22 protein-coding genes are annotated in these 25,145 nt (G+C 62.4%); 8 read left to right on the top strand and 14 right to left on the bottom strand.

Annotated elements, in window-relative coordinates:
- The 3 genes from QM609_RS00745 to QM609_RS00735 are packed head-to-tail and all read right to left on the bottom strand — an operon-like array spanning position 1 to position 2,021.
- Positions 1-387 carry a RidA family protein gene (locus QM609_RS00745; protein ID WP_050656904.1) on the bottom strand — a complete coding sequence of 129 codons (387 nt, stop codon included), beginning with the start codon at positions 385-387 and terminating at the stop codon, positions 1-3.
- A 42-nt stretch (positions 388-429) separates the two neighbouring features.
- A complete protein-coding gene (locus QM609_RS00740) occupies positions 430-1,242 on the bottom strand; it encodes an alpha/beta fold hydrolase (RefSeq protein WP_050656903.1) in 813 nt (270 codons plus the stop codon).
- Entirely contained in the window at positions 1,239-2,021 is a 783-nt protein-coding gene (locus tag QM609_RS00735) for an IclR family transcriptional regulator (RefSeq protein ID WP_003946023.1), read from the bottom strand. The genes QM609_RS00740 and QM609_RS00735 overlap by 4 nt, the downstream gene beginning before the upstream one ends.
- 195 nt (positions 2,022-2,216) lie before the next feature.
- On the opposite strand from QM609_RS00735, the gene QM609_RS00730 reads away from it, so the two are divergent.
- Genes QM609_RS00730 through QM609_RS00710 form a run of 5 tightly spaced genes read left to right on the top strand, consistent with a single transcriptional unit; the run spans position 2,217 to position 6,641 of the window.
- Positions 2,217-3,221, top strand: coding sequence for an ABC transporter substrate-binding protein (locus QM609_RS00730; protein WP_050656902.1), 1,005 nt, complete (start codon positions 2,217-2,219; stop codon positions 3,219-3,221).
- A 10-nt stretch (positions 3,222-3,231) separates the two neighbouring features.
- On the top strand, positions 3,232-4,014 hold the full coding sequence (locus QM609_RS00725) for an ABC transporter permease (protein ID WP_007735497.1): 783 nt from the start codon (positions 3,232-3,234) through the stop codon (positions 4,012-4,014).
- A 2-nt stretch (positions 4,015-4,016) separates the two neighbouring features.
- Complete coding sequence (locus tag QM609_RS00720; protein WP_202426591.1) at positions 4,017-4,799, top strand: ABC transporter permease; 783 nt, start codon at positions 4,017-4,019, stop codon at positions 4,797-4,799.
- Positions 4,799-5,608 (top strand): ABC transporter ATP-binding protein, encoded by an 810-nt coding sequence (locus QM609_RS00715; RefSeq protein WP_030537951.1) that lies wholly within the window; start codon positions 4,799-4,801, stop codon positions 5,606-5,608. The genes QM609_RS00720 and QM609_RS00715 overlap by 1 nt, the downstream gene beginning before the upstream one ends.
- 22 nt (positions 5,609-5,630) lie before the next feature.
- Positions 5,631-6,641 carry a YdcF family protein gene (locus QM609_RS00710; RefSeq protein ID WP_050656900.1) on the top strand — a complete coding sequence of 337 codons (1,011 nt, stop codon included), beginning with the start codon at positions 5,631-5,633 and terminating at the stop codon, positions 6,639-6,641.
- A gap of 6 nt (positions 6,642-6,647) precedes the next feature.
- On the opposite strand, the gene QM609_RS00705 is transcribed toward QM609_RS00710, so the two are convergent.
- The 10 genes from QM609_RS00705 to QM609_RS00660 form a co-directional block, all read right to left on the bottom strand.
- Positions 6,648-7,481 carry an NmrA family NAD(P)-binding protein gene (locus QM609_RS00705; RefSeq protein ID WP_003945973.1) on the bottom strand — a complete coding sequence of 278 codons (834 nt, stop codon included), beginning with the start codon at positions 7,479-7,481 and terminating at the stop codon, positions 6,648-6,650.
- A gap of 14 nt (positions 7,482-7,495) precedes the next feature.
- Complete coding sequence (locus QM609_RS00700) at positions 7,496-9,439, bottom strand: hydantoinase B/oxoprolinase family protein (protein WP_050656899.1); 1,944 nt, start codon at positions 9,437-9,439, stop codon at positions 7,496-7,498.
- Positions 9,439-11,538, bottom strand: a complete 2,100-nt coding sequence (locus tag QM609_RS00695) for a hydantoinase/oxoprolinase family protein (protein WP_050656898.1) — start codon at positions 11,536-11,538, stop codon at positions 9,439-9,441. Before QM609_RS00695 ends, QM609_RS00700 begins: the two co-directional genes overlap by 1 nt.
- Before the next feature lie 281 nt (positions 11,539-11,819).
- On the bottom strand, positions 11,820-12,491 hold the full coding sequence (locus QM609_RS00690) for an SRPBCC family protein (protein WP_050656897.1): 672 nt from the start codon (positions 12,489-12,491) through the stop codon (positions 11,820-11,822).
- Positions 12,488-15,010 carry an aerobic carbon-monoxide dehydrogenase large subunit gene (gene cutA / locus QM609_RS00685; protein ID WP_030537954.1) on the bottom strand — a complete coding sequence of 841 codons (2,523 nt, stop codon included), beginning with the start codon at positions 15,008-15,010 and terminating at the stop codon, positions 12,488-12,490. The genes QM609_RS00690 and cutA overlap by 4 nt, the downstream gene beginning before the upstream one ends.
- On the bottom strand, positions 15,007-15,651 hold the full coding sequence (locus tag QM609_RS00680) for a (2Fe-2S)-binding protein (protein WP_003946048.1): 645 nt from the start codon (positions 15,649-15,651) through the stop codon (positions 15,007-15,009). Before QM609_RS00680 ends, cutA begins: the two co-directional genes overlap by 4 nt.
- A 2-nt stretch (positions 15,652-15,653) precedes the next feature.
- Positions 15,654-16,556: an FAD binding domain-containing protein gene (locus QM609_RS00675; protein WP_007735487.1), complete on the bottom strand. Its 903-nt coding sequence runs from the start codon at positions 16,554-16,556 to the stop codon at positions 15,654-15,656.
- An 89-nt stretch (positions 16,557-16,645) separates the two neighbouring features.
- A complete protein-coding gene (locus tag QM609_RS00670) occupies positions 16,646-18,085 on the bottom strand; it encodes a uracil-xanthine permease family protein (RefSeq protein ID WP_050656896.1) in 1,440 nt (479 codons plus the stop codon).
- Positions 18,086-18,377: 292 nt separating this feature from the next.
- Positions 18,378-19,601, bottom strand: coding sequence for an aminotransferase family protein (locus tag QM609_RS00665; protein ID WP_054187236.1), 1,224 nt, complete (start codon positions 19,599-19,601; stop codon positions 18,378-18,380).
- Between the two features lie 40 nt (positions 19,602-19,641).
- The gene (locus QM609_RS00660) at positions 19,642-21,120 is read right to left on the bottom strand and encodes an amidase (protein WP_042926166.1); all 1,479 of its coding nucleotides are present in this window, start codon (positions 21,118-21,120) and stop codon (positions 19,642-19,644) included.
- Between QM609_RS00660 and QM609_RS00655 the strand changes: the two genes are divergently transcribed.
- Positions 21,112-21,252: a hypothetical protein gene (locus QM609_RS00655; protein ID WP_155277953.1), complete on the top strand. Its 141-nt coding sequence runs from the start codon at positions 21,112-21,114 to the stop codon at positions 21,250-21,252. The two genes, QM609_RS00660 and QM609_RS00655, sit on opposite strands and share 9 nt — an antisense overlap.
- Here QM609_RS00655 and bar read toward each other — a convergent pair.
- Entirely contained in the window at positions 21,246-22,355 is a 1,110-nt protein-coding gene (bar, locus tag QM609_RS00650; RefSeq protein WP_050655951.1) for a barbiturase, read from the bottom strand. The genes QM609_RS00655 and bar overlap by 7 nt on opposite strands.
- Before the next feature lie 223 nt (positions 22,356-22,578).
- On the opposite strand from bar, the gene upp reads away from it, so the two are divergent.
- Positions 22,579-23,202, top strand: a complete 624-nt coding sequence (upp, locus tag QM609_RS00645; protein ID WP_007735207.1) for a uracil phosphoribosyltransferase — start codon at positions 22,579-22,581, stop codon at positions 23,200-23,202.
- Between the two features lie 92 nt (positions 23,203-23,294).
- Positions 23,295-24,992, top strand: a complete 1,698-nt coding sequence (locus tag QM609_RS00640) for a PucR family transcriptional regulator (RefSeq protein WP_039973473.1) — start codon at positions 23,295-23,297, stop codon at positions 24,990-24,992.
- Positions 24,993-25,145 lie beyond the last annotated feature (153 nt).

The following is a 25,145-nucleotide window of genomic DNA, read 5'->3' as shown; positions in this document are numbered from 1 at the left end:
TCAGAACCGCGGGGTGTAGGCCATGCATTCGACCTCCATGTGCGCACCCAGCGCCAGTCCGTCTGTTCCGAACGCACTGCGGGCCGGCAGTCTCGACGCCGGGAAATACTCGAGGTAGACCTTGTTGAACTCCTGCCAACGAGACATGTCGTCAAGCATGACAGTGCATTTGAAGATTGCTTCGACGCCGGAACCGTAAGCGATCAGCGAAGCCACGATGTTCTCCATGGTCTGACGAGCCTGCGCTTCGAAGCCGTCGGCCAAAGTCCCGTCCGGGAGCATGCCGATCTGACCCGACAGATACAGAACGTCTCCGACGCGCACTCCGGTGGAGAACGGCGTATCGAAAGCGGGTGGGATGAACTCGACGGTCTGAGATGAATCCATTAGATCTCCTCGGAGTTGGAATATGCGTGACGAGTTGGCGTTTCAGCGCACTGGGCGCGCACGAACATCGGCCAGGAAGTGCGCCACCAACTCGTTCCACGCGTGTGGGTCCTCGAAATAGGGGGAGTGGCCGCGGTCGGCAAGTTCGACCACTTCGGCGTGGGGCAGGAACTCGGCGGCGCTGCGAATCCGCTCGGGTGTCATCAAATCGTCCAGCTCACCTGCGATCAGGAGAACCGGCGCCGTCACCGCGGCAAGATCGCTCGGCGAGTAGTTGTGGGCCTTGAGAATTCGGAAGAACTCGGTGTCAGGTGGGCGATGACCGAAGGTGCCGAGAGCTTGGTACAGGTATGCCCTCGCCATGTCCAAGCTCGGCAACCGTCCGCCCACAGCGGGATGCTCCCCCAGGGGCCGCGCGGTGACGGGTGCTGCGGTGAGGGGAGGTGCGCTGTCCGGACCGAATCCGACGGGAATGCCGCCGGTCGTGCAGGCCAGGACTACCGACTCCACCCGGTCCGGAACAGCGATCGCGGTCCCCAATGCGGCCCAACCGCCCATCGACTGGCCGACCACGTGCGCTCGATCAACCGCCAACAGGTCCATGATTTCGATCAGATCAGAGACTGCCGCCACCGGGCCGTGGTTGCCGTTCTCGTTGGTAGAGCGGCCGAATCCTCGCTGATCCCAGCTGATCACCCGATAGTGCTGAGCGAAGTAGGGCACCTGCTGGTACCAGACGGCCGCATTTCCGCCGAGACCGTGCGTGAGAATCAGATCCGGGCCCTCGCCGGCAGTCTCGTACCAGACCCGTTCGCCGTCTGCGACGGTGATGAAGCCCTCGGTCCGTGAAATCATCCTTGTTCTCCTGTGTCGGACGGGCGCTTGCCCGAAGTGTGGTCAGTGAGGAGTTGCTGCACTTCATCGGTGGCCCGCAGCAGGTGTTCTTCGACCATTCGCGTCGTTTTCGCATCGAAGTCGGTATCGAAACCGATCACCGTCAACGCACAGAGCGGAGACCCCTTGCGGGAAGACACTGCACGCGAGACCGAACCGATGATGTCCTGAGATCGTTTGTGGACAACGGCGAATCCGGTTTTCTGCGTCTCGGCGATGTCGGCGAGAAAGCCGGTGGGTCCTTCCAGTGGATAGCCACTCTTCTCCACCATCGCCAGGTAGGGCGCCCGGGTGTTGTCCTCGAGTGCCGCCACCAACGCGAGCGGACCCGCGAACCGGTGCGGCGGAAGCAGATCCCCGAGCATACGAGTGATCATCTTGAGTCGCTCGGGACGCAGCGCCGCGATGATCCGCGTCCCGCCGCTCTCGAGAACCTGCAGATTCACCATCATGTCCGTGCTCTCGGACAGCACCCGCATGGTCGGATCGCACAAGGCCGCCAACGAATGCGCTGCCGCTTCGTGGGAAACCTGCAGTGCAGCCGGGCCGGGGAGATAGCGACCGTCGTAGCGGAAGACCCAACCACGGTTCGCGAGTTCTCCGAGCACTCGGTGCGCAGTCGGGCGGAGCATCCCGACTTCTTCTGCCAGTTCGCTGAGCTTCATCGGCGTGGTCGAGCGCGCGATGGCCTCGAGTAGATCCAGCGCTTTGTCGACGGCGGACGCAGAACCCTTCGTCATCCGATCCCCTCCCGGTGCCGTGGATGTACCCGGCGATCCGAAATCTCGTGTTCTTGGAAAACCCTTGGCATTCGCCTAGGAAATTACTATAGTCACAACAATCGTTCCGGCGTACGGAATTCTTTGAGCGTCTTCACCTTCCCACCGGATTACCGGCAAGGAAGTCATATCTTTCCCAGCGAGAGGTTTTCGGACATGACGGTTGGACTTACCCTTCGGTCGACACCACGGTTCAGAGTTGTTGCCCTGGCCGCAGTCGCGACCGCGGCATTGGCACTGACAGGCTGTTCGAGCGACGCCACGGCCTCCGACGACGGGGGCACCCAGACCACCACGATTCGAATCGCACCTCAGCCGATCGCGGACTTCGCACCGATTTGGCTCGGCATGGAGCAGGGGTACTTCACCGATGAGGGACTCGACATCCAACTCGTGGAGGGCGGCGCTAGTTCCTCGGCTCAAATTCCGTTGTTGCTCAGCGGAAATGCAAATATGGCAGCCACGACTGCCGCTGCCGCAATTCAGGCACGGAGCCAGAACATGCCCGTCACCATTGTCGGCGGGCTCACGAATTTTGCCGCAAATGACAGCGTCGACCAGTCCGGTCTCGTGGTCGCCAAGGACAGTTCCATCAGCGGCTTCCGTGACCTCGAAGGCAAGACCGTCGCGATCAGCGGTTTGAAGTCCGTCAGCGAAGCAGTCATCTCTGCCGCGGTGGAGAAATCCGGCGGAGCAGCGAACAAGGTCTCGTTCATTCAGGCGCCCATGCCCAACCTCGGCGACCTGGTTTCCACCGGCGGGGCCGACGCGGCATTCCTCATCGATCCGTTCCTGAGTAAAGCAACCGACTCGGGGCTGAAGATCCTCGGCCACCCCTTCCCCTTGGCCGCACCCGGTGTACCGGGGACCTCGCTGGTCGCTTCGGAATCGTTTGTCAATGCGAACCCTGACTCACTCGCGAAATTCCGTACCGCGCTTGCCAAATCAGTTGACTACGCCAATCAGAATCCGGGCGCGGTCAAGGCTGCACTCTCGACACAAGCCAAGATTCCGCTCGAAATGCTGGCCAACAGCAAGAATCCTCAGTTCGTCGCAGTAGTGGAACCGGGTGCTCTCGGCACGGAGATCGAACTGCTGGTCAAGTACGGGGTACTGACGGATTCGGTCGAGGCCGAATCCCTGCTGACCCCGGCCAACTGAGTTGTCCGCCTTGACAACCCTGCAGACTCGCCGCAGGCAGGTTCTGCTCGGTCGGCTGCTGACGCTCTTCGCGTTGGCAGCCGCCTGGCAGATCTTCGGAATGCTCGGCGACGAGGACGTCAAAGGTATTCCGAAGTTCAGCGACGTGGCAGTGGCCTTTGTGAACGAGCTCGGCACGTCCTCGTTGTGGACATCACTGGGACAAACGGTGACCACCACGGCGATCGGATTGGCGCTGTGCCTGGTGATCGGAATCCCGGCAGGGCTGCTGCTCGCCGCGCACCCGTTCCTGACGGTCTCCTCCCGCTTCGTCATCGACTTCTGCCGAACCGTTCCGCCGCTCGCAATCATTCCGCTCTTTCTGCTGATCATGGGCCCGACGCAACGGATGGCGGTGGCACTGATCGTGGCAGTAAGTGTGTGGCCGATTCTGCTCCAGACGATTCACGGTGTGCGCAACGTCGACCCGGAACTGCTGGCCACCGCACGATCCTTCCGACTTCCACTGTGGCGCAGGCTCGCTCTCGTCGTCGCACCGGCGTCGATGCCCTACATCTTCACCGGGATTCGCATCTCGGCAACACTGAGCTTGCTGCTGACCATCGGTGCAGAATTGATCGCCGGCGTGCCGGGACTCGGTAAGGAGATCCTGCTGAGCCAATCCGTTCCCGATCGAATGTTCGCACTGATCATCGTCGCCGGACTACTCGGAATGCTGCTCGCCTTCGCCGTGATGGCGATCGAGAATCGTTTACTTGCCTGGCATTACATCCCGAGGAGGATGACGACGTGAAGATGATGTCAGGACTTCGACTCCTCGCGTGGGAGTTGTGGCTGCCGATCTTGATCGTCGTCGTATGGTACTTCGGTTCGGAGTCGAGCAAGTCGCCTTACTTCCCGCCGCTGTCACGTATCTGGAAAGCGTTTGTGGACAACTGGTTCGGTCCGGGATTCGCCCACGACGTCGTACCGAGCTTGACCAACCTTGCCTTCGGTCTCGCCGTGGCACTGGCGGTCGGCGTCGGTGCCGGTCTCCTGCTGGCACTGTTCCCGCTGGCTGCCGACATTGCCGATCCGTTTCTCCAGTTCTTCCGCGCTATTCCGGCGCTGGCCGTATTACCCGCACTTTTCATCGTTTTCGGAACCGGTTCGACGGGTAACGTTGCCGCCATCGCCTTCGGCGCGGTCTGGCCGATACTCCTCAACACCCTCGACGGCATTCGCTCCATCGACCCGAGTATCCGATTGGTGGCGCGCAGCTACCGGATCCGTACACCCCTCCTGGTGACGCAGGTACTCCTCCCCGGAGCGATGCCGCAGATAACAGTCGGTATCCGCACCAGTCTCGCGATCGGTGTCGTCATCATGGTCGGAAGCGAAATGTACGTCTCCACTGCAGGAATCGGTCACTTCGTGATCGTCGCGCAACAGACCTTCGCGATCGCCGACATGTGGTCCGGAATTCTCCTGCTGGGAATCATCGGATACGTGCTCAACCTCGGATACGGCGTGATCGAACGATGGTTGCTCAGATGGCAGCCGCGGACCCACGACGCTCTCGCAGTGAAAGGAAACTGATGTCATCCACAGAATCTGCGGCATCGAAACCCGCAGTCGAACTGAGCGGCCTCGGGGTGACCTACGGCGGTCCCACCGGCCGCGAAGTGCTCCGCGGCATCGATCTGTCCGTTGCACCCGGAGAAATCGTCTGCATCGTCGGCCATTCCGGCATCGGCAAGAGCACGCTGATTCGTTGCATCGCCGGTCTGCAGAAGCCGACCACCGGTGAGGTCCGCATCGCCGGGATCGCGATCGATGCACCGCCGGCCACGCTGGCTCTCGTGTCACAGGACTACGGACGCACACTGATGCCGTGGCTTCGAGTGGGCGAGAACGTTCGCCTGCCGCTACGGGGCAACGGTCTGGCGCGGAAGGTTCAGAACGAGAGGGTTAGCGATGCACTTGCCGTTGTCGGTCTAGGCGGTGCTGCGCGTTCCTACCCCTGGCAGTTGTCCGGCGGAATGCAGCAGAGAGTGGCGATAGCTCGCGCTCTCGCCTATCGGCCGCAGGTACTCCTCATGGACGAACCCTTCGCGTCGGTCGATGCGCAGACCCGCGCGGAACTCGAAGACCTGCTGCTGACGCTTCAGCGTGATCTTGGCATCACCGTCCTCCTCGTCACCCACGACGTCGACGAATCGGTGTACCTGTCCGATCGAGTGGTCGTCCTCGGCGGAACTCCGGCATTGATGCAGGACATCGTCGACGTCCCGTTGACCGGAGCTCGAGATCAACTGACCACCAAGGCAGACCCACTGTTCATCGAGTGCCGTACCAGGGTCCTGTCCGCGATCCAGCAGTCGAAGGTGGTGGCGCCCGTGTCGTAAGCGCCTCGCCTAGGCTGGCTCCGTGATCCTTCTCCTCATCGGCCTCGCGCTGCTCGGATTCTGCGGCTACCGGTTCAGGCAGGATCGACGGAGGCTGAGCAACGGCGTCTACCTACTTCTCGGACTGATCTTCACCGGTCTGTGGATGTTGCAGTCGGGTGCGCCGGGAACCGAGGTCCCGTCGTTCGTCATCGCGACGATCGCTCTGCTCTCGCCGTTGCTGGTGCTCATGCTTGCAGGATTCCTGATCGTCAACGGAGTCACGATGCTGCGGCGCGAGGGATTCAGCGTCGCGAATCTGCTCTCACTCGTCGCCGGACTCGGCCTGCTCGTTCCCTACGTGTTGCTCGCATCAGCGCTGCTGACGCAGAGATATTGGCTCGCAGTCGTTCTCGGTTCGTTCAGCCTGGTCGCGTCGTACCTGGGGTTTCTGTTCACGAGCTTTCTGCTCTACTCCTACGTCTACGGACGCCAGAAGTACCAGCCCGGAATGGACGCGATAGTGGTTCACGGCGCCGGGCTTTCGGGCGCCGACGTGACACCCCTGCTTGCCAGCCGTCTGGACAAGGCGGCCGACGTCTTTCGCGCCGAGGTCCGCGAAGGACGTTCACCACTGTTGGTCGTGAGCGGCGGGAAGGGTTCGGACGAGGTGGTCAGCGAGGCGGAGGCAATGTGCGTCTACCTCGTCGATCACGGGATACCGCGCGAGAGCGTGATTCTCGAGGACCGCTCGACCACCACGCTCGAGAACCTCGAGTACACCAGGGACCTTCTCCGTGCCAACACCACGAAGCCTCGAATGGTGCTGGTCACCAGCAACTTCCACATCCTCCGAACTGCGACGTTTGCCCGAAGCCTCGATCTGGATGCGGAAGTCATCGGTTCCCACACCGCCCGGTACTACCTGCCGAGCGCCATTCTGCGCGAGTTCGCCGCCGTCACGGTGGAGCACAAGTGGCTCAACGGAACGGTCTGCCTGATCCTGGCCGCCCTGCCCCCACTGGTGGTCTGGGCGGCAGGAGGCATTTCGTAGCCGGATTCAGCGAATCAGGCTCTCGACGGCCATCGGTCGGCGACCCAGAAGCAGTTCGACGGCCGCGCTGCCGGCAAGAAAATCGTGGTGGTTGTAGAACTCGAACATCGCCGCCAGACGCGAGCTGGCGTTGACGTCAAGGCTGCTGCCGATCTGTTCGCGCCATTGATCCACGCTGATCTGATCTATCGCGACGGTCCGTGACGTCTGCTTTTCCACCATCTGTGCCACCTCCATGACGCTCAGAGCTTGCGGGCCGCCCACCTCGTACGTCGCTCCGTGATGTTCACCCGAGCCCTCGCTCAGTACGACCGCGGCAACAGCCGCCACGTCCGCCAGACTCACGAACGAGAACTTCGTTTCCGCGCTGTACGGCAGGACGATGGTGTCAGATCGGCCCGTGAGTACCGCCTCGAAATTCTGCGCGTACGCACACGGTTGCAGCACAGTCCATTTCAAGGGTGAACGATGCAGTTCGTCCTCACACCTGGCTTTGTCCAGGTGATGCGGCATGGACGGGCTGAACGGCCACGCGACGGAGTGATAGACAAAGTGCTCCACTCCCGCCGATGCCGCTGCCGTCAGCGCATTGCGAAGCAGTGCGGGCTCGTCGGGATGGACGTTCGGGGCAATGAAGTACACGCCTCGGCACCCGGCGAGCGCCTTGCGCAGTCCGCTTCCGGTTTCCAGTTCTACCTCGAAGTCCCCGTCGACACGCGCCTTTCGCACCAGTCGCCGAACTGTCACGCTCGGCGGCAGTGCGGCGACGACGGCCTCACCGGTCTTACCCGCGGCGCCGATCACCGCGATGTCGGCGCCGCGAGCAATTCCGTTCTCCATGAGAGTTTTCCGTCCTAGACGTAGTCGTAGACCGCTGAGGTGGCGCCACCCGAAAGCTGCGCGTAGCCCGGACCCCGATCGAAGAAGGGCTCGTTCTCACCGCGTTCCGAGCGCAACTGATCCCGCAACTCCGTGGTAGCAGCCTCGTCGACGGTCGGCTCGTCACCCTCGATCATGACGACAACGCCGTAGTCGTCGCGTGCACCCTCGACGGAAACCTTGCGCCACTGAATGTCTCGCAAGACCTCTTCGGTCGGGCGCTCCAGTGGATCTCCCCAACCACCACCACCGGTGGTGCGAATCCGTACGACCTCGCCGGCCTTGATCGGCTCGGCATCGGTCAGCGCGTCGAACTCACGCTCGTTCGGTCCACCCGGATCCAGGACGACGGAGAACGGCCGACCGGCCTTGCCGCCCTTGACTCCCCAGCAGGCGAGGATCGAACGGTCCGCGATGGACATGAAGTGAGCATCCTTGAGCATGCGGATGTGCTTCTCGTATCCCAGGCCGCCCCGGTAGCGTCCGGCTCCGCCGGAATCCATGGCCAGACCGAGCTTTTCGACGATGAAGGGGAAACGGCTCTCGGTGAATTCGGTCGGCAGGTTCCGTGAATCGGGAACGACGTGAATCGTGTCCTCGCCGTCGGCGTAGTAGCGTCCGCCGGAACCGCCGCCGAGCACCTCACGCATGAGGTACGAGTGACCCTCGAAGTCCTCACCGTAAACGCCGGTGTACCTGATGGTCTCCTGATCGGCGGGCATGTTGCCGTCCACAGCCTTGGCGACGACGCCGGCCAGCACTCCGAGCAGACGGAGGATGACGAACGTGCGCGCGTTGGTGGGGGCAGGGAAGATCGGGGTGATCAGTGTTCCCTTTTCGGGGAACTTCATCTCGATCAGCGGTACGACGCCCTCGTTGACATCCAGTTCGGCCATGCGCTCCGGGGTGTCCGCGAGGTTACGCAGAATCGGGGCCAACCACTTGATGAGGAAGTTTCCGTCCGCGTAGTCACCGCAGTGGTTGATCGGGCCCTTTGCCTGCGGTCCGGTTCCGTTGAAGTCCAGGATGAGTCGCTCGCCGCCCTCGTCCTCCGGCCGCGTCTTCGTGAGCGTGATGCGCTGGATGTGGAGCATCGGCTCGTCGACGCCGTCGTGCTCGGCGTAGTCCTCCCACGTGTACTCACCGACCGGGATCTTGCTGAGGATTTCGCGGCGGTACGTCTCGGTGGTCGCGTCCATCATCGCGTCGAAGCACGACTCGACGGTGTCGACGCCGTAGCGCTCGAACAATTCGGTGAGTCGACGCGCACCCATCAGGCACGCCGAGCACTCGGCGTCGAGATCGGCTGCGAGAGCGTCGGGCATGCGGGAGTTACGCGTCATGATGCGCAGCGCCGCCTCGTTGGGAACTCCCTGGTCCCACAGTTTGATCGGCGGAACCATCAGTCCCTCTTCGTACACCGTGGTCGCGCCGGACGGCATGGAGCCGGGGCAGCAACCGCCGATGTCGTCGTGGTGACCGAATGCCTGAACGAACGCAACAACCTTCGGCTCGGCATCGGGAGTGACGCGGGCGAAGACAGGCACCGTGACGCAGAGGTCGGGGAGATGGCCGATGCCACCTTCGGACAGGTAGACGTCGTTGTGGAAGTACACGTCTCCCGGCTTCATCGTCTCGAGCGGGAAGTCCCGGGCGATCGGATGAACTAGTGCGGAATACGAACGGCCCGTGAGCTTGCGGAGGTTCCGGTCGTGAATACCCGCGCGGAAGTCGTGAGCGTCACGGATCATCGGTGAACGCGAGGTGCGCGAAATGGAGGTCTCGACTTCCATTTCCACGCTGGCGAGGTAACCGGCGACGATCTCGACCAGAATCGGATCAGGTGACGTGCCGTCGGTAGCGGTGAGTCGGTACGGCTTGGCCGCGGTGGCAGCAGCAGCATCGAGAATGGCGGTCATCACTTCACTCCGTTCGAGTCGGAAGACTTCGAGATACGAATGTTCCCGAAGGTGTCGATACGTGCCGAGAATCCGGGATGGATCGGGACAGTCGAGCTGAACTCCTCGATCACGGCCGGTCCTTCGATGACGTCACCCGCACCGAGCAGTGTGCGATCGTAGGTGGCCGTTTCGACCCAGCTGTCGAAATACGATTGACGCGAACCGGTTCGAGCGGTGTCGGCGCCGGTGCCGGCCGGGATCTCCTTGAGCGTCGGACGCTTGATCGGGCCGATGCCACTCACGCGCAGGTTGACCCATTCCACGTGCTGCGACGGGTCTCCCCGGAAGTCGTAGCCGTACAGCTCGCGGTGCGCCTGGTGGAACGCCTCGGCCGCGTCGTCCATGATCTGCGTCGTGACGGTACCTTCCGCCACCGGGACGCGTACCTCGAATGCCTGACCGAGGTAGCGCAGATCCGCAGTACGGGAGTACCTGCGCTGCGTCTCGTCGAAACCCTCTTCGGCAAGCGCGATCTCGGCTTCGCCGGCCAGCGCGTCGAACTGGCTCTGCAGGTCTTCAGCCTTCAACCGGTCGTGACGACTGACATGCGTCTGGACGTAGTCGTTGCGGACATCGACCGTCAGCAGACCGAACGCGGAGACGTTACCCGGATTGAGCGGGACGAGAACGTCTTTCAGACCCAGGATGTCGACGAGACGGCAGGCGAGCAGGGAGCCGGAGCCGCCGAACGTCACGAGGGTGAAGTCGCGAACGTCGAGGCCACGCTTGACGGTGATCTGACGCAGGGCGTTGGCCTGGTTCCACGCCGAGACCTCGAGGACGCCGACCGCGCACTCCTCGAAGCCCAGACTGAGCTGTGTTGCAAGCTCTTCGAGGCCCTTGCGAGCCAATTCCGTGTCGAGAGGAATCTCGCCACCGAGCAGGTGGGGTGGGATGCGACCGAGCAGGACGTGCGCGTCGGTGATGGTCGGTTCGCTGCCGCCCTTGCCGTAGCACAACGGTCCGGGATCGGCGCCGGCCGACTGAGGGCCGACTCGGAGGGTGTGTTCCGGCGTCATCCACGCGATCGACCCACCACCGGCGCCGACGGTCACGACGTCGATCATCGGGATCTTCGACGGGTAGTTGCCCACTCGCCCTTCGGTGGTCAGCGCGGGCTCGCCGCGAACCACGACGGTGACATCCGTCGACGTTCCGCCGCCGTCACAGGTCAACACCTGCTCGACGCCGGCGGCGTCGGCGATCAGCGCAGCACCGAGGGCTCCGGCGGCCGGTCCCGACAGGACTGTCGTAATAGGCTGGTGAACAACCTCTTTGGCCGACAGGACACCGCCGTTGGACTTCATGACGTAGAACGGGATGTCGCGGGGTTCACCGTCGGTGGTCGAGAACTCACGCAGACGATTCGCGATGTTGTTCACGTAGTTGCGGATGTTCGGCTTGACCGCGGCGTCCACGAGTGTGGTGATGGACCGCTCGTATTCGCGGTACTCACGCAGCACCTGGCTCGAGATGCTCACCGTCGCATCGGGGAAAACTTCGAAGAGGATGTCGCGTACGCGCTCCTCGTGCGTCGGATCGGCGTACGAGTGCATGAGGCAGACGCCGATGGTCCGGATCCCGCGGTCCTTGAAGAACTGCGCTGCGCTGCGAACGCTCTCTTCGTCGAGCGGACGAATCTCGCTGCCGTCGAAGGAAAGGCGTCCACCGACGGTGCGTACACGATCGGCGGGGACGATGCGTTCGGGCTTGACCCAGAAGTACGAGTTGCCGTAACCGTCCGGCACCGACTGACGAGCGATCTCGAGAACGTGCTCGTAGCCCTCGGTGGTGATGAAGCCGAGGTTCTCGACCTTGCCTTCGAGCAGCTTGTTCGTCGCTACGGTCGTGCCGTGGCTGACCGCACCGATGGAGTCGCCACTCTCACCGAGCTTGGCGAGTACCTTCTCGATACCGGCGAGAAAGCCCTCGGCGGGGTCCGCCGGGGTGGACGGGGTCTTGGTGGTGACGATGGCGCCGGTTTCGTCGTCCACTGCCACGATGTCGGTGAACGTTCCGCCGGTATCGATACCGACCCGAATCTTCCTGGGTTCCACGCTTCCTCCTGAGATCTTTGGCTCGTCTCGTCTGGTACCGATCGACGGTTGCGGCCTAGCCGGTGAGTGGCTCGTACCTGACGTGTAGAGCTATTCCACAGGTTCGGAAGAGCGGATTCTTTGTCACAATTCGCCGAATCGGGGGACCAAGGTTCGGCGCACGATCACGAGCGGATCTTCGCCGGCGCCCCCGTGGGTTACGCGGACGTGAAAAACGCCCCGAACCTGGTCGGTTCGGGGCGTTTCCCTCATCGTGAATCAGCTGTTGACACCTGAGTGAACTACTCGCGACAACCAGAACGCGCCAGGAATCCGCCTATAGCAACACCTGACAAAGCAATGGCTGCGCCGACGACGGCGCTGACCATCACCGTGCGAGCATCTGTGCTGCCCGCTGTCGGTGCGGCGGCCGGAAGAACCGCCGGTGCCGCGACAGCTCCGGAAACTACCGGCGCGCCTTCGACCGCCACTGCCGGTACCGCCGCCGCCACGGCGGCAGTGACCTTCTCGGGGATGCCGTTGGCAATGACGCCGTCGATGCTCTTGAAGAACACCCCGGCCATCTTCTTGGCTACACCGGTGATCATGCGCTGCCCGACGCCGCCGACCATCCCGCCGACCACGGCGTCGGCGTCATACGAAAGCAGCGTGCCACCCTCGTTCTCCGTCAAGGTGACCGTGACGTCCGCCTTCACCGTGCCGGGAGCACCCGCCCCCGAAGCCGTCATGACAAACGAATTGGGCCGATTCTGTTGCGACAGAACAACCTCGCCGTCGTAGACGCCCTTGATCGACGCAACTCCCGCCATGATGGAGAGCTTGTAGTGATTGTCCGTGAGCTGCTCGAGCGACTGCACACCGGGAATGGTCGCGGCCAGTACACGACCGTCCTGGAGCTTGTCGTAGACCTCTTCGCGAGGTGCCGTCAGCTGCGCGGTGCCGGCGATTCTCATGCATTCTCCTCTGATGACGAACCCGCATGTGCGAGTCGAAGTTCGAACAGTTCGGACGGTGAAATGGGCATGGACGTGATCGAGATTCCTTCGGCGTCCTCGATGGCAGCCGCGATGACGGCGCTGGTGGGGATCACACCCGCCTCACCGGCACCCTTCATTCCGAGTGGGTTGAGCCCTGACGGCGTGACGGTGTGATCCATCTCGAGCGAATCCGGCATCTCGGTGACGAACGGCATCAAGAAGTCCATGTACGACGCGTTGAGCATCTGCCCGTGCTCGTCGTAGACGATCCGCTCGTAGAGTGCGCCGCCGATACCTTGCGCAACGGCGCCCATGACCTGACCTTCGACGATGCGGGGGTTGATCACGTTTCCGCAGTCGTGGATGACAACGTAACGACGCACCGTTATTTCCGCTGTCACGGGATCGGTTTCGACGATCGCCGCGTGCACTCCCGAAGCGAAGGTGGAACTGGGCGGCGAGTAGTAGCCGGTTGCTTCCAGACCGGGCTGCTCGCCCTCGGGAATCGGCGGCTTCGACATGTCCGTGTCGGTCTTGGCGAAACCGGTGGCCAGCTTCGACTCACGGTCGAACGCATATCGTAGCGGGTTCGACAGCACGGCAACAACACTCAGCGGTACGGACGTACCTTCCACGCCGGCTTCGGTGCCGATCTTGCACACGTGGCCTTCCCGGAGTTCCAGTTCGGTTTCCGGCAGATCCAGGATTCCGGACGCGATCTTCTTCGCCTTCTCCGCGACCATCTGCGCTGCGACGTGGAAGGCCGAACCTGACATGACCGCACCACGCGAGGCGAAAGTGCCGACGGCATAACCGAACCGGCGGGTATCACCCGTGACGATCTCGACGTCGGAGACCTTGACTCCGAGGTCGTCCGCAACGATCTGGGCGAACGCGGTCTGGTGGCCCTGACCCTGCGTCGTCAGGCCTGTTGCGGCCTTGACCTTTCCGGACGTCTCGACCACGACGTGCGCACCCTCGTAGGGTCCGGGTCCGGTTCCCTCGACGTACGCACCGATACCGATTCCGACCGACCGACCTTCGGCGCGAGCCTTCCTCTGGTACTCGGGAAATCCGTCCCAGTCGATGAGCTTCTTGAGCTTTTCGATGCCTGCCTGATAGTCGCCCGTGTCGTAGATCAACGGGCGTCCGTCCTGGAACATCAGGCCGAAGTCGTACGGCATGTCCTCGGGGCGAATGAAGTTCGCCTCCCGCACCGCGATCTTGTCCTTGTTCAGGTACTTGGCGATGGCGTCCATGGATCGCTCCATCGCGAACACGGCCTGCGGACGTCCGGCGCCGCGGTACGGGGTCACGATCACGGTGTTGGTGTACAGCGAATAGGCGTTGACCCGGAACGACTTCGGCTTGTACGGCCCGAGAACCTGCGTCGCGGTGTTGATCATGACGATGATCCCGTACGGCAGGTAGGCACCGTTGTCGTGCCAGAACGTGAAGTCGAACGCCAACAGACGACCCTCGTCGTCGAATCCGATGTCGACCTTCTGGATCTGCCCGCGCTCGTGTGCGCTCGAGATGAAGTGCTCACGGCGATCCTCGACCCACTTCACCTCGCAGGAGATACCGGCCTGGCCGAGGCGTCGAGCGGCCCACGTGATCATGACTTCTTCGGGCCACGGGTGAACGATCTTGACGCCGAATCCGCCGCCGACGTCAGGAGCGATGCAGTGAACCTTGTTCAGCGCCATCCCCAATCGCGCGGCGATTGCGGCGCGGGCGGACGTGGACGTCTGGGTGGAGGTCCAGAACGTGAGGGTGTTCTCGTCACCGTCCCAACGTGCGTAGACGCCCTTGCCCTCCATCGGCATGGAAGCCGAACGCTCGATTTCGAGATCCAGCGTCAGTCGGTGCGGCGCGGCGGCCAGTTCGGCATCCAGATCTCCGAACCCGTGCTGCAGGTGAGCGGCGACGTTGTCCGGAACGTCGGCGTGGACGGCGTTGGCGGCGGTGCGAGCGACGTCGATCCCCACTACAGGCTTCAGCGCCTCGTAGGTGACGTCGATCTTCGCGCAAGCGTCCTCGGCGATGTACCGGTTGTCGGCGACCACCATGGCGATGGCTTCTCCGACATGCTTCACCTCGTCCTTCGCGAGGGGATACCCGTTGCGCGGAGCGATGATTCCCGGATGAGGAATGAGCAGTGGCAGGTTCTCCGCCATTTCCGGCGTGTCCGCGAGGAGATCTTCGTAGGTGTAGATGGCATGTACGCCAGGCACTTCCAGCGCCTGATCGATGTCGATGTCGATGATTCGCGCATGGGCGTGCGGCGACCTGACGAATGCCGCGATCAGCGCATTGTGGCCCAGATCGTCGAGGTATCGCCCCTGCCCGCTGAGCAGACGCGTATCTTCCTCGCGCGGAATCGGTTTGCCGAAGAACTTGCCGTCGTCGGCAACCGAATGATCGGCCGTCGAATGATCGGAAGCGGGATGCTTCGCCCCGTTGCGCTTTGCTGGTTTGACCGGAGTACTCATGCCTTACCCGCCCGTCCTCCGACGGGATTCGTTGTTCCCCGCACTTTACGATCCAACGCCTCCCGAGTGGACGCGTCGTCGATTCCGAGCGGGAACTGCCCGGCCCGTTCACGCTTGATCTCGGCTGCGCGCAGAACCGACGCCCTGATGTTCTGGTACCCCGTACAACGGCAGAGGTTTCCCGCTATCGCGTCGGTAGCTTCCTCCCGCGTGGGGTTGGGGTTCTCCTCGAGAAATGCCGCGATGGTCGTCACGAATCCCGGAGTGCAGAATCCGCACTGCAGACCGTGACAATCCTTGAACGCCTGCTGAACCGGATGCAAAGTGCCGTCCGGCTCGACGAGGCCTTCGACGGTGGTGATCGATCGACCTTCGAGGCTGGCCGCGAGGACGAGGCAGGATCGAACAGGCTTTCCGTCGAGCAGCACGGTGCACGCACCACACACGCCGTGTTCACAACCCACGTGCGTGCCCGTCTTACGGAGGTGGTGACGAATGGCATCCGAAGCCAGAGTGCGGGAGGGAAGAACGACGGTGTTCGTCACCTCGTTGAGCGTGAACGTGACAGCTACATGGTGCTCACCGGTATCTGCTGCCAGCTCGGCAAGTTGATCATCGATGGAGCGATCGTTTTTGGACATTGTCACCACTTTCCTGCCAGTACTGCGTTCTCACTGAGAGCATCCGTTGCCGCCGCGAAGCCGACCCGCGCCGTGAGCGCGGACACCAACTGCGAGCGGTACGCCGCCGTCCCGTGAATGTCTGCCTCGGTATCTATCTGCGCGCGGGCGCATTCCCCGAGGGTGCGCCACCGCGGGTCTCGCTGATCCGTCGCGGACGCCCCCGCCAGCACGTTCGTGTAGTCCACGACCTGCCCCAGCTCTCCGGCGGACACGTACGTCATGTGCGCTTCGGTCACCAGACCGTCGACCACGCGAATCCGGGCGACGACGCCGACCAGTGCATAGTCACCGTGACGACGCGCGATCTCGTCGATGGCGGTTCCCACGCCGGGTTCGGCGGCGGGCACCGACACCGACACCGCGATCTCGTCTGATTCCAGGCTCGACTCGAGAGGGCCGGCGAAGAGATCCGTCGACGCGATCTCGCGGGTGCCACGCACCGACTGGACGGTCACGCTGCCCCCGAGCAGCGTCAGGACTGCCGGCATCTCCGCCGACGGATCGGCATGGACGATGGAGCCGACGCTCGTCCCGCGGTTACGGATCGTGGGGTGCGCTACCAACTGCAGAGCACGGTTCAGCAGAGGCTGGACTCGACGAGCACCTTCGTCGGCCGCCAGCACCGAGTGCGTGGCCAGGGCCTGGAACCGCACTCCTTCGTCTTCGGACGAGGTCACCGAAGCGAGGTTCGGGATCGATCCGATGTCGACGATGTGGGCGGGCGCGGCGAGGCGCATGGACAGCAGCGGCACAAGCGATTGCCCACCGGCGAGCACCTTCCCCTCGTGAGAGACCTCGGAGAGGATTCGGCACGCGTCCTCGACCGAGGACGGTCGGTGATAAGTCAGCGGCGACGGTTTCATTACTCAATCCTGCCTCTATGAGTCACTTCACGTTTTGTGCAGATGTGACAACGGTCACGGGTCATACCTGGCATACATTCAACTTGGCATCACGTGAGCTGCGCCACGGGCTCTTCGCGTTCGTCATCTGACGCATTCGCCCCCGGCGTTGCGCCCGGCCGCCTGCCGGACTTCGGCCTGTTCAGTTCAGGGTTCCAGGACCCTACGAGCCGGCAGAGGTGGTACATCACGATCAAGACGATGGTGCCGAGCGCGATACCTCCGAGCGAGAACGTGTCACTGAACTTCAGCGCCGTGTCGCCGATACCGATGATCAGACCGGCGGCAATCGGCATCAGATTCAGCGGGTTCCCGAAGTCGACGCCGTTCTCTTTCCAGATCTTGGCGCCGAGCAGACCGATCATGCCGAACAGAACCACAAGAATTCCGCCCAGGACGCCGCCGGGCGTCGCCGCCATGACTGCTCCGAACTTAGGCGAGAAGCCGAGCAGGATCGCGATGAAACCCGCAATCACGTACGCGGCGGTCGAGTACACCCGCGTGGCAGCCATGACACCGATGTTCTCGGCATGAGTCGTCGTAGGGGAGCCGCCTACTGCGCTGGCGATGGCGGTGGCAAAACCGTCACCGGCAATGGCGCGTCCGATGTACGGGTCGAGATCGTCGCCCGTGATTTCGGCGACCGCCTTGACGTGTCCGGCGTTTTCCGCGACCAGTGCGATGACACCGGGAAGCACCAGAACGATGAATGTGAGGCTGAACGAGGGAGCATGAATACCGACGATCCCGTTGGCTTCGTCCGAGAACGGCGGCAACCCGAACCAGGACGCCGAGTGCACCGAATCCCAGTTGACACGAAAGTGCTCGGTGGGTGCGCCGCTACCACTGGCGGACGTGATCGGACCGGAGAGCCGGTCGAGGACCCACGAGAAGATGTAGCCGAAAACCAGCGCGACGAGAATGGCGATACGTCCCAGGAAGCCGCGTAGCGCAACGCTCATCACGATCAGTGCAACCATCACGATCAGTGCCACCCACTGATCCTGCGGCCAGTACAACCCCGCGACAACGGGCGCCAGGTTGAAGCCGATCAACATCACCACAGCGCCGGTGACCACCGGCGGTAGCGCTTTACTGATGACGCCACCGCCGAGAAAGTGGATGGCGATGCCGACGAATCCCAGAACCAACCCCGACACCAGAATCGCACCGGTCACTTCGGCCGTCGTTCCACCTTGGGCACGAATGGCGGCAACGCCACCGACAAAAGCTGCGGATGTTCCGAGGTAGCTGGGGACGTGCCCCTTGACCACCAGCAGGAAGAAGAGCGTACAAAAGCCTGACATCATCACGGCAAGTTGAGGATTGAGGCCCATGATGACCGGGAAGACGAACGTCGCGCCGAACATCGACACGACATGCTGGCCGCCCAACCCGATGGTTCTCGCCCAACTGAGTCGCTCGCCGGGAGCGACCACTTCACCGGCTCCGATGTTCTTTCCGTCTCCGTGCAACGTCCAGATCGGCATGACGAGACCTTTCGCAAAGGAGGAAGGTGTTCGAAATGCTTTGTGCCCCAGCTCACAAACACCGTGTCTGGAGTGAAACGCTAATGCAGGACCGAGATTTGGACGTGATGACAATCTGCCAGAACCCACTCACCGAGATTGGCAACAATGGTGGCAGATGATGCGGGCAGGGGTCATCGTCAGTGTTGGAGGCAGTTTCGACCGAAATGAGGACCACGCCACGAAGGGCCCAAACATTTTCTTCGGCTTAATGATTCCGTAACACGATGTCTGTCAACGGAAAACGACAGTCCTAGCCGAGGGCTGCGAGGATTCCCGCTGCCATCTCCGCGACCTGATCATCGCTCATGACGAACGTCGGCGAAATCTGCATCGCACCCTGACCCGCAGCGCGACCCGAAATACCATGCTCACGAAGCGTCTTCACAAACGGCAACGCCTCCGCCGGATCAGCCAACTGCACCGCAGCAACCGCACCGAGCCCACTACGAACCTCCGCCACCCGCGGATGCTCCGCCAACGGCTGCAGATGCGTATGCAACGACGCCTCCAAACGCTTCGACTCCGCGAGCAGATTCTCACGCTCGAGAATGTCCAGGTTCGCCATCGCCGCCGCAGCAGCACCGGCATGCCCGCCGTAGGTGTACCCATGACGCCACCACGAACCGGCATAGAACGGCTCCGTCACCCGCGGCGCGATGAACACCGCACCCATCGGAACATAACCCGACGTCAAACCCTTTGCCGTGGTCATCATGTCCGGCTGCAAATCGAAACGAGTGGACGCGAACCACTCACCACCGATCCGGCCGAAACCGGTCACCACCTCGTCGACGACAAACAGAATGTCGTGCTCGCGGCAGATGTCACGCACCTCCGCCAGATACCCCTCCGGCGGAAGATACACCCCACCCGCACCGATGATCGGCTCCGCGAAGAACGCCGCGATCTTGTTCGCACCGATCTTCTCGATCAACTCGAGCAGGCTCTTCGCATCGTCCCAGCCGACGGTCGCCGCATCCGCCATCAGCTCGCCGTACCCCTCACGGTTCACCGGAATACCAGCGAGAGCCGTTCCGGCAACGTGCATTCCGTGATACGCCTTCTGGCGTCCGACGATGATCGTCTTCTCCGGCTGCCCCACCTCGTGCCAGTACCGGCGAGCCAGCTTCGCCGCAGTGTCCACCGAATCCGAACCACCCGAGGTGAAGAAGATCTTGCTCCCGGCAACCGGCGCGATGGCCGCCAACCGCTCGGCCAACACCTGCGTGGTTTCGGGAACGAAATCACCGAAGTTGGAGAAATGAGCGATCTTCGACAACTGAGCCGCCACCGCATCCGCGATCTCCGTGCGCCCGTGCCCGACATTGGTGAACCACAGGCCCGCCGTCGCATCCAGATACCGAGTGCCCTCGCGGTCCCAGATGTACGCGCCCTCACCGCGAGAGACGACAAACGCGCCGTTCTTCTCCACAGCGCCCATGTCCGCGAACCCGTGCCACAATGCCGAAGCCATCGTCTTTCTCTCCCAACTGGATACGTTCGAAATAGATCGGTCAGTTCACGCGGAGTGCGGGCGGAAGAACCCGCTCGACCCACTGGGTTGCCTGCTCGAATGCGTAGGCGAGTTGGAGTACGTCCAAGTCGGCTCCGTGCCGACCGATGATCTGGATACCCATGGGAAGCGAACGATCGTCGAAGCCGACCGGCATCCCCGCAACCGGAACCCCGGCCATCGTCCAGGGAACAACCGTCTCCATCCACCGGTGATACGTGTCCATCGATCGGCCGTCGACGGTCTCGGGCCAGTGAGTGTTCTTGTCGAAAGGAAACACCTGGGCACTGGGCGCAAGAATGTAGTCGTAGGTTTCGAACATCTTGGTAATGGCCGACAGCCAGCCGTTGCGGGCCTCCGCGGCCTTGGTCACGTCGAGAGCCGACAGTGTGACCGCGTGCTCGAGTTCCCACAACAGTTCGGGCTTCATCAACTCGCGCAAGCTCGGATCGTTGTACTGATCGATCAAGCCGAGCTGTGCCCACCAACGCCACCGCAAGAACAGTTGCCAGATGTCCTCGGGTTTGAAGTCGGGAAGCGCCGCCTCGACGCGGCACCCCAACTGTTCGAAGACCTCGAACGAGGATTCGCACAACTCGAGAACTCCAGGTTCGGTTGCCAGGTAACCGTTCCAGTCACCGACCCATGCGATCCGAGAGCCCTTCAGATCACGTGCGAGGCTTTCGGTGAATACCGCGGGATCCTCACGAATCCCCAACGGTGCATGAGCATCCGGCCCCGCCATCGTGGAAAGCAGGTGAGCCACGTCGGTGACGGTTCGGCCCATCGGGCCCACAACGGCGCCCTGAGCGATGAATCCCGTCTCCGGTATCCGACCCCAGGATGGTCGAAACCCAACAACGTTGTTGAATGCCGACGGGTTTCGGAGCGAACCCATGTAATCGCTTCCATCAGCCACCGGCAACATGCGGAGCGCCAACGACGCTGCGGCGCCACCGCTGCTACCGCCGGCAGTGCGCGAATTGTCGTACGGCGACACCGTCGTACCCCACACCGGGTTGTACGTCTGGGATCCGAGTCCGAACTCCGGTGTGTTCGTCTTGCCGATCACAATGGCACCGGCAGACCTGATCCGCTTGACGAACAGTTCGTCATCTTCGGCGATTCGATCCGCGAACATCGGCGACCCGGACGTGAACGGCAGACCCTTGGCTGCCGAAAGATCCTTCACCGCATGCGGAAACCCGTGCATCCAACCGAGATACTCCCCACTCGCCAACTGCGAATCACGCTCGCGCGCCTCCGCCGTCAACGCTTCCCGATCCCGCAATGCGACGATCGCGTTCACCGCCGGGTTATGTAATTCGATCTGATCGAGGAAGCTGTCCATCACCTCGACACACGACACTTCACGCCTGCGTATCAGACCACTGAGCGTGACCGCATCGGCCATGACGAGTTCGCGATTCTCGGGCGCACCGGAAACGCTCTCGTCGACAGGGTCAGCAGCATGAACCATCGTGAATCCTTTCAAGCAGTGAAGTGGGGTACGCCGCGGCGGACTCGCCGCCACCGGCAACTGATTCGAGGACGAATTGCCGGTGGCGGCGCGACTGTCGAGGTTTCCAGCGAGGTTCTTGCCTACTACTGACCGAGATCGACGATGGCAGCGACTGGGCCGCCGCCCTCGGGACCCTGGTGCGCTGCCGATACCGAGACGAACACTGCCGGATCGCCGGTGACAGCTGCCGTGACTCCGCCGACACACGACTTGATCTGGCGGTGCCAGTGCACGTCGGAGTCGTCGAGCATCGCATTACGACGGCCACGGACCGTTCCGTCCTGACTGGCCTCGCACTTCAAGAACACGTTGACGAGTTGACCGTCCAGGTCGCTCGGGTGCGGCCGCTCCGGAAGTTCGAGTCCGGCGTCACGGATCGCCGCCCAGATGCCGTCCTGGTCGAGCGGATCCTTCATCACGCTGTGGCCGATCCGGTAGCGTCCGCCGACGCCACGTGCGTTACCGACGACGACGATCTGCGCGCGGTCCAACTCGACGCCGGACGAGCAGGATGCGACAGAGGAGAAGAGTTCGCGGCTGTGCATGACATCCTCGTCGGTCGGCATGTCGATTTCGCCGAGCGCAACCGCGATCCCCAGAGCCGTTCCGCCGTTGGACAGGTCCATCGACTCATGAGTCTGTTCGGTCCACACAGTCTTGCCGCGGCTCTTGGCGTCACGGATGGTGTGAATTGTCAGCAACGGAGTCTTGGTCTGTACGTAGTGCACGTCGGCGGGATCGGTGATGCCGGCATTGACCATCGCGTCTTTCACTGCCGCAGCAACTTTGGTGATCATGGCCGTACGGCCGATGTCCTCGGGCAGCAGTTGCTCACTCATGGCGACACCCACGGTCAGTCGCGGCTCGTCGGTCTTGGTGACCTTGTCTGCCGGCACGGTCGCGAAGATCGTCGCGTGCGGGCTGATCACGCCGTCCGTGCCGCCGGACCAGACGATCGGCACCTCCGCCACTTCTTCGGGACTGCGATTACCCTTGGCGGAGAGAACCTCTCGGAACGCTCGGTCCGCGATGATGCGTGTGTAGTCGTTGACGCCGCCGTTACCCTCGGTTTTGCCGATGACTGCAATGACGCGGTCGGCCTCGAGGACACCGTCGTCGATCAGCTTGGCGAGCTCACTGGCGTCGGAGACGCTGTGTAGCGGAACCTTACGGACCTCGATTGCTTCGGGCATTGGCATCTCCTTGTATAGGGAATCGTGGAGGCAAAATTGGGCCTTGACAGCTCCGGGCGCTCAGTCCAGCCGAGCGGTTCGGAACTGCCGTGTCGACCACGCTATGACGACTCGAACCCATCGGCATCGTCAATACTTGCCCAAACGAAAACCGCGATTGGTAATTTCGACTCCGATTCACCGGTTGTGCGCCGCCACATCGGTTCTCACTTACGATTCGACCATGGACACCACTGTTGTCGACCATCCGCTGGCGGCATCGCTGCTCACGACCATGCGCGACGCTCGCAGCGACAACGCAACGTTCCGGTCCGCCTTGCGCAGACTGACCCATATGTTGGTCTACGAGGCCATGCGCGGCGCAGAACTGGAACAGTTCGACATCGAGACGCCAGTTGCTCCGACGCTGGGGGTGCGGCTGGCGAATCCACCGCTCCTGGTCCCGGTCTTGCGAGCGGGCCTCGGCATGGTCGAACAGGCGAGTGCCCTTATTCCGCAGGCAGGCGTCGGTTTCGTGGGAATGGCACGAGACGAGAAGACACACCAGCCGGTTCCGTATCTGGAGTCCCTGCCAGCTGATCTGTCGAGCACCCCCGTCTACGTCCTCGATCCGATGTTGGCGACCGGTGGATCCATCGTCCGCACAATCGATCTGCTCATTGCACGCGGAGCCACCGATGTGACTGCAATATGTGTCGTCGTGGCTCCGGAAGGGATCGAAGCACTGAAGAACTCCGGACATCCGGTCCGGCTCCTCACAGCGAGCATCGACGACGGCCTGAACGAAAATGCTTTCCTGATACCTGGACTCGGAGACGCGGGCGATCGCCAATTCGGGCCGCGGTAGTTGGCAGACATACGGAGAACCGCTCATTCCGAGAGGCTATTTTCGTCAACTGTTGACAATGTTCGTCGCGTGATCGAGCGTAGTCTCGCGACATGGATAGATCTGCCAAATATTCGAGCGAAGAGCTTCAACATTTGCCAGAAGGTGGCGACTACAGACTCACAGTTCGGGATGTCCTCGAGCTGCCCAGTCTGCGTGGAGCCGAAGTCCTTGCCGGGCACGGGGGCTTGCGCCACCTCGTTCAATCGGTGAACGTGATGGAAGTACCGGACATCCTCGCTTGGGTGAAGCCGAACGAGTTGTTGGTGACAACCGGGTTCCCGCTGCGCTACGGGCGAACCGGCGAGCTTCTCGACGACACAGATCTCAGTGACCTCGTCGACGGTCTTGCACGTCGAGGAGTCGCGGCACTTGCCGTGAAAACGGGCCGTTATCTCGACGAGCTGCCCGAGGCGATGCTGCACATGGCAGAGCAGCGAGGGCTTCCGCTGTTGGTTCTTCCCGTCACCGCGGGATTCGACGAGGTGATCTCGGAGGTCTTCACCAAGTTGGTGGCGAAGCAGTCCGCGGCACTCGACATTGCCGATCGACTTCACCGCTCGTTGACGTCGATCGTCTTGGAAGGTGGCGATCTACCTCAGATTGCCGCAGAATTCGCCGCGCTTTTCGACGTCAGCGTTCTCATCTGCTCGCCGGACGGAAGAGTGTTGACGGAGGCCGGAGATTCAGCCGCGCTGAACGCGCTTCCGTTGTTCGAAAGCACCGGTCGGTTCCTGACCGAACGGGTCGCTGTCGGTTTACAGAACGCGCCCAAAGGATTTCCTGGTCAGTTGGCGCTCACCCGGGTGGTGGCCGGCGGCACCGACCACGGCCGAATGGTGGCGTACGCCGGCACCCACGAACTCGGCGCAGTTGTCGTTCAAGCGCTGGAGCGAGCGGCCACCGTTGCCGCGCTGGCCGTCACCAAACAGCTGGCAGTTGCGGCAGTGGAATCCAAGTTCCGCGGCGACTTCCTCCGCGACGCACTGATAGGCGAAGCCGGCTCGCCGGCGGAAGTGAGCGCGCACTTCACCCAGTTGGGGTGGGATGTCACTCGTCCACTTACCGTTGTGGTTGCAGAACTCGACGTCGATCACCCGGAATCCCAGCACGCGAATTCCACTCGCACGGACCAAGATCGACTCAGCGACGGCTGGCAACAAGTGGTACGAACACACGAGCGGACAGCGCCGTCCGTCGGGTTTCGACACGAGGTGGTCACGCTTTTCCCGACCAGCACCGACCGTGCGGTTCGGGACATCGAAGGGTTGGTGCGCAAGGTTGCCGGCGATCGCACCAGCGGCCGCCGATCCTTCAGCACGGGAGTGAGCCGGGTGATCTACTCCCTGGCCGATCTACCCGCGGCCTACGACCAAGCCTGTACAGCCGTGGTCGTCGGCCGACGTATCAACGGGCCGGGGCAGATCGCACACTTCGACGAACTCGGTGTACACCGACTCCTCTCGCTCCAGACGGACAAGAGCGAACTGCGTTCGTTCACCGATGACGTTCTGAAGTCCTTGTCGGCGGACAACGCCGAAGCCGCTGACCTGCGTCTGACACTCCAGACCCTGCTCGACTGCAATTGCAATGTCGCCGAGGCCTCCCGGGCGCTGCACATGCACTACAACACTTTGCGTTACAGAATCGGAAAGCTGGAGAGCGTCGTCGGATCGTTCACCGACGACCCCGTCCTTCGATTGAACGTCTCACTCGCCCTGCAGGTCATGAAGATGCACGAAATGTCATGACTTCGCACGATATGAGCTGACAGAACGTCCCGATAACGGTTCGATACAACCGCAATCGCGCCGCCCGGTGAGCGTTCGTCACTTCTTACCCACCACTGACACCCGTCGTCGGCAAGGTTACCCATGTGCCGTTCACCGGTGCCCGCTTACGGT

This window comes from Rhodococcus sp. IEGM 1302, assembly GCF_030056935.1.
Taxonomy (GTDB): domain Bacteria; phylum Actinomycetota; class Actinomycetes; order Mycobacteriales; family Mycobacteriaceae; genus Rhodococcus_F; species Rhodococcus_F qingshengii.
Note: the sequence above shows the minus strand (reverse complement) of the source record. Positions and strands in the feature narration are given on the sequence as shown.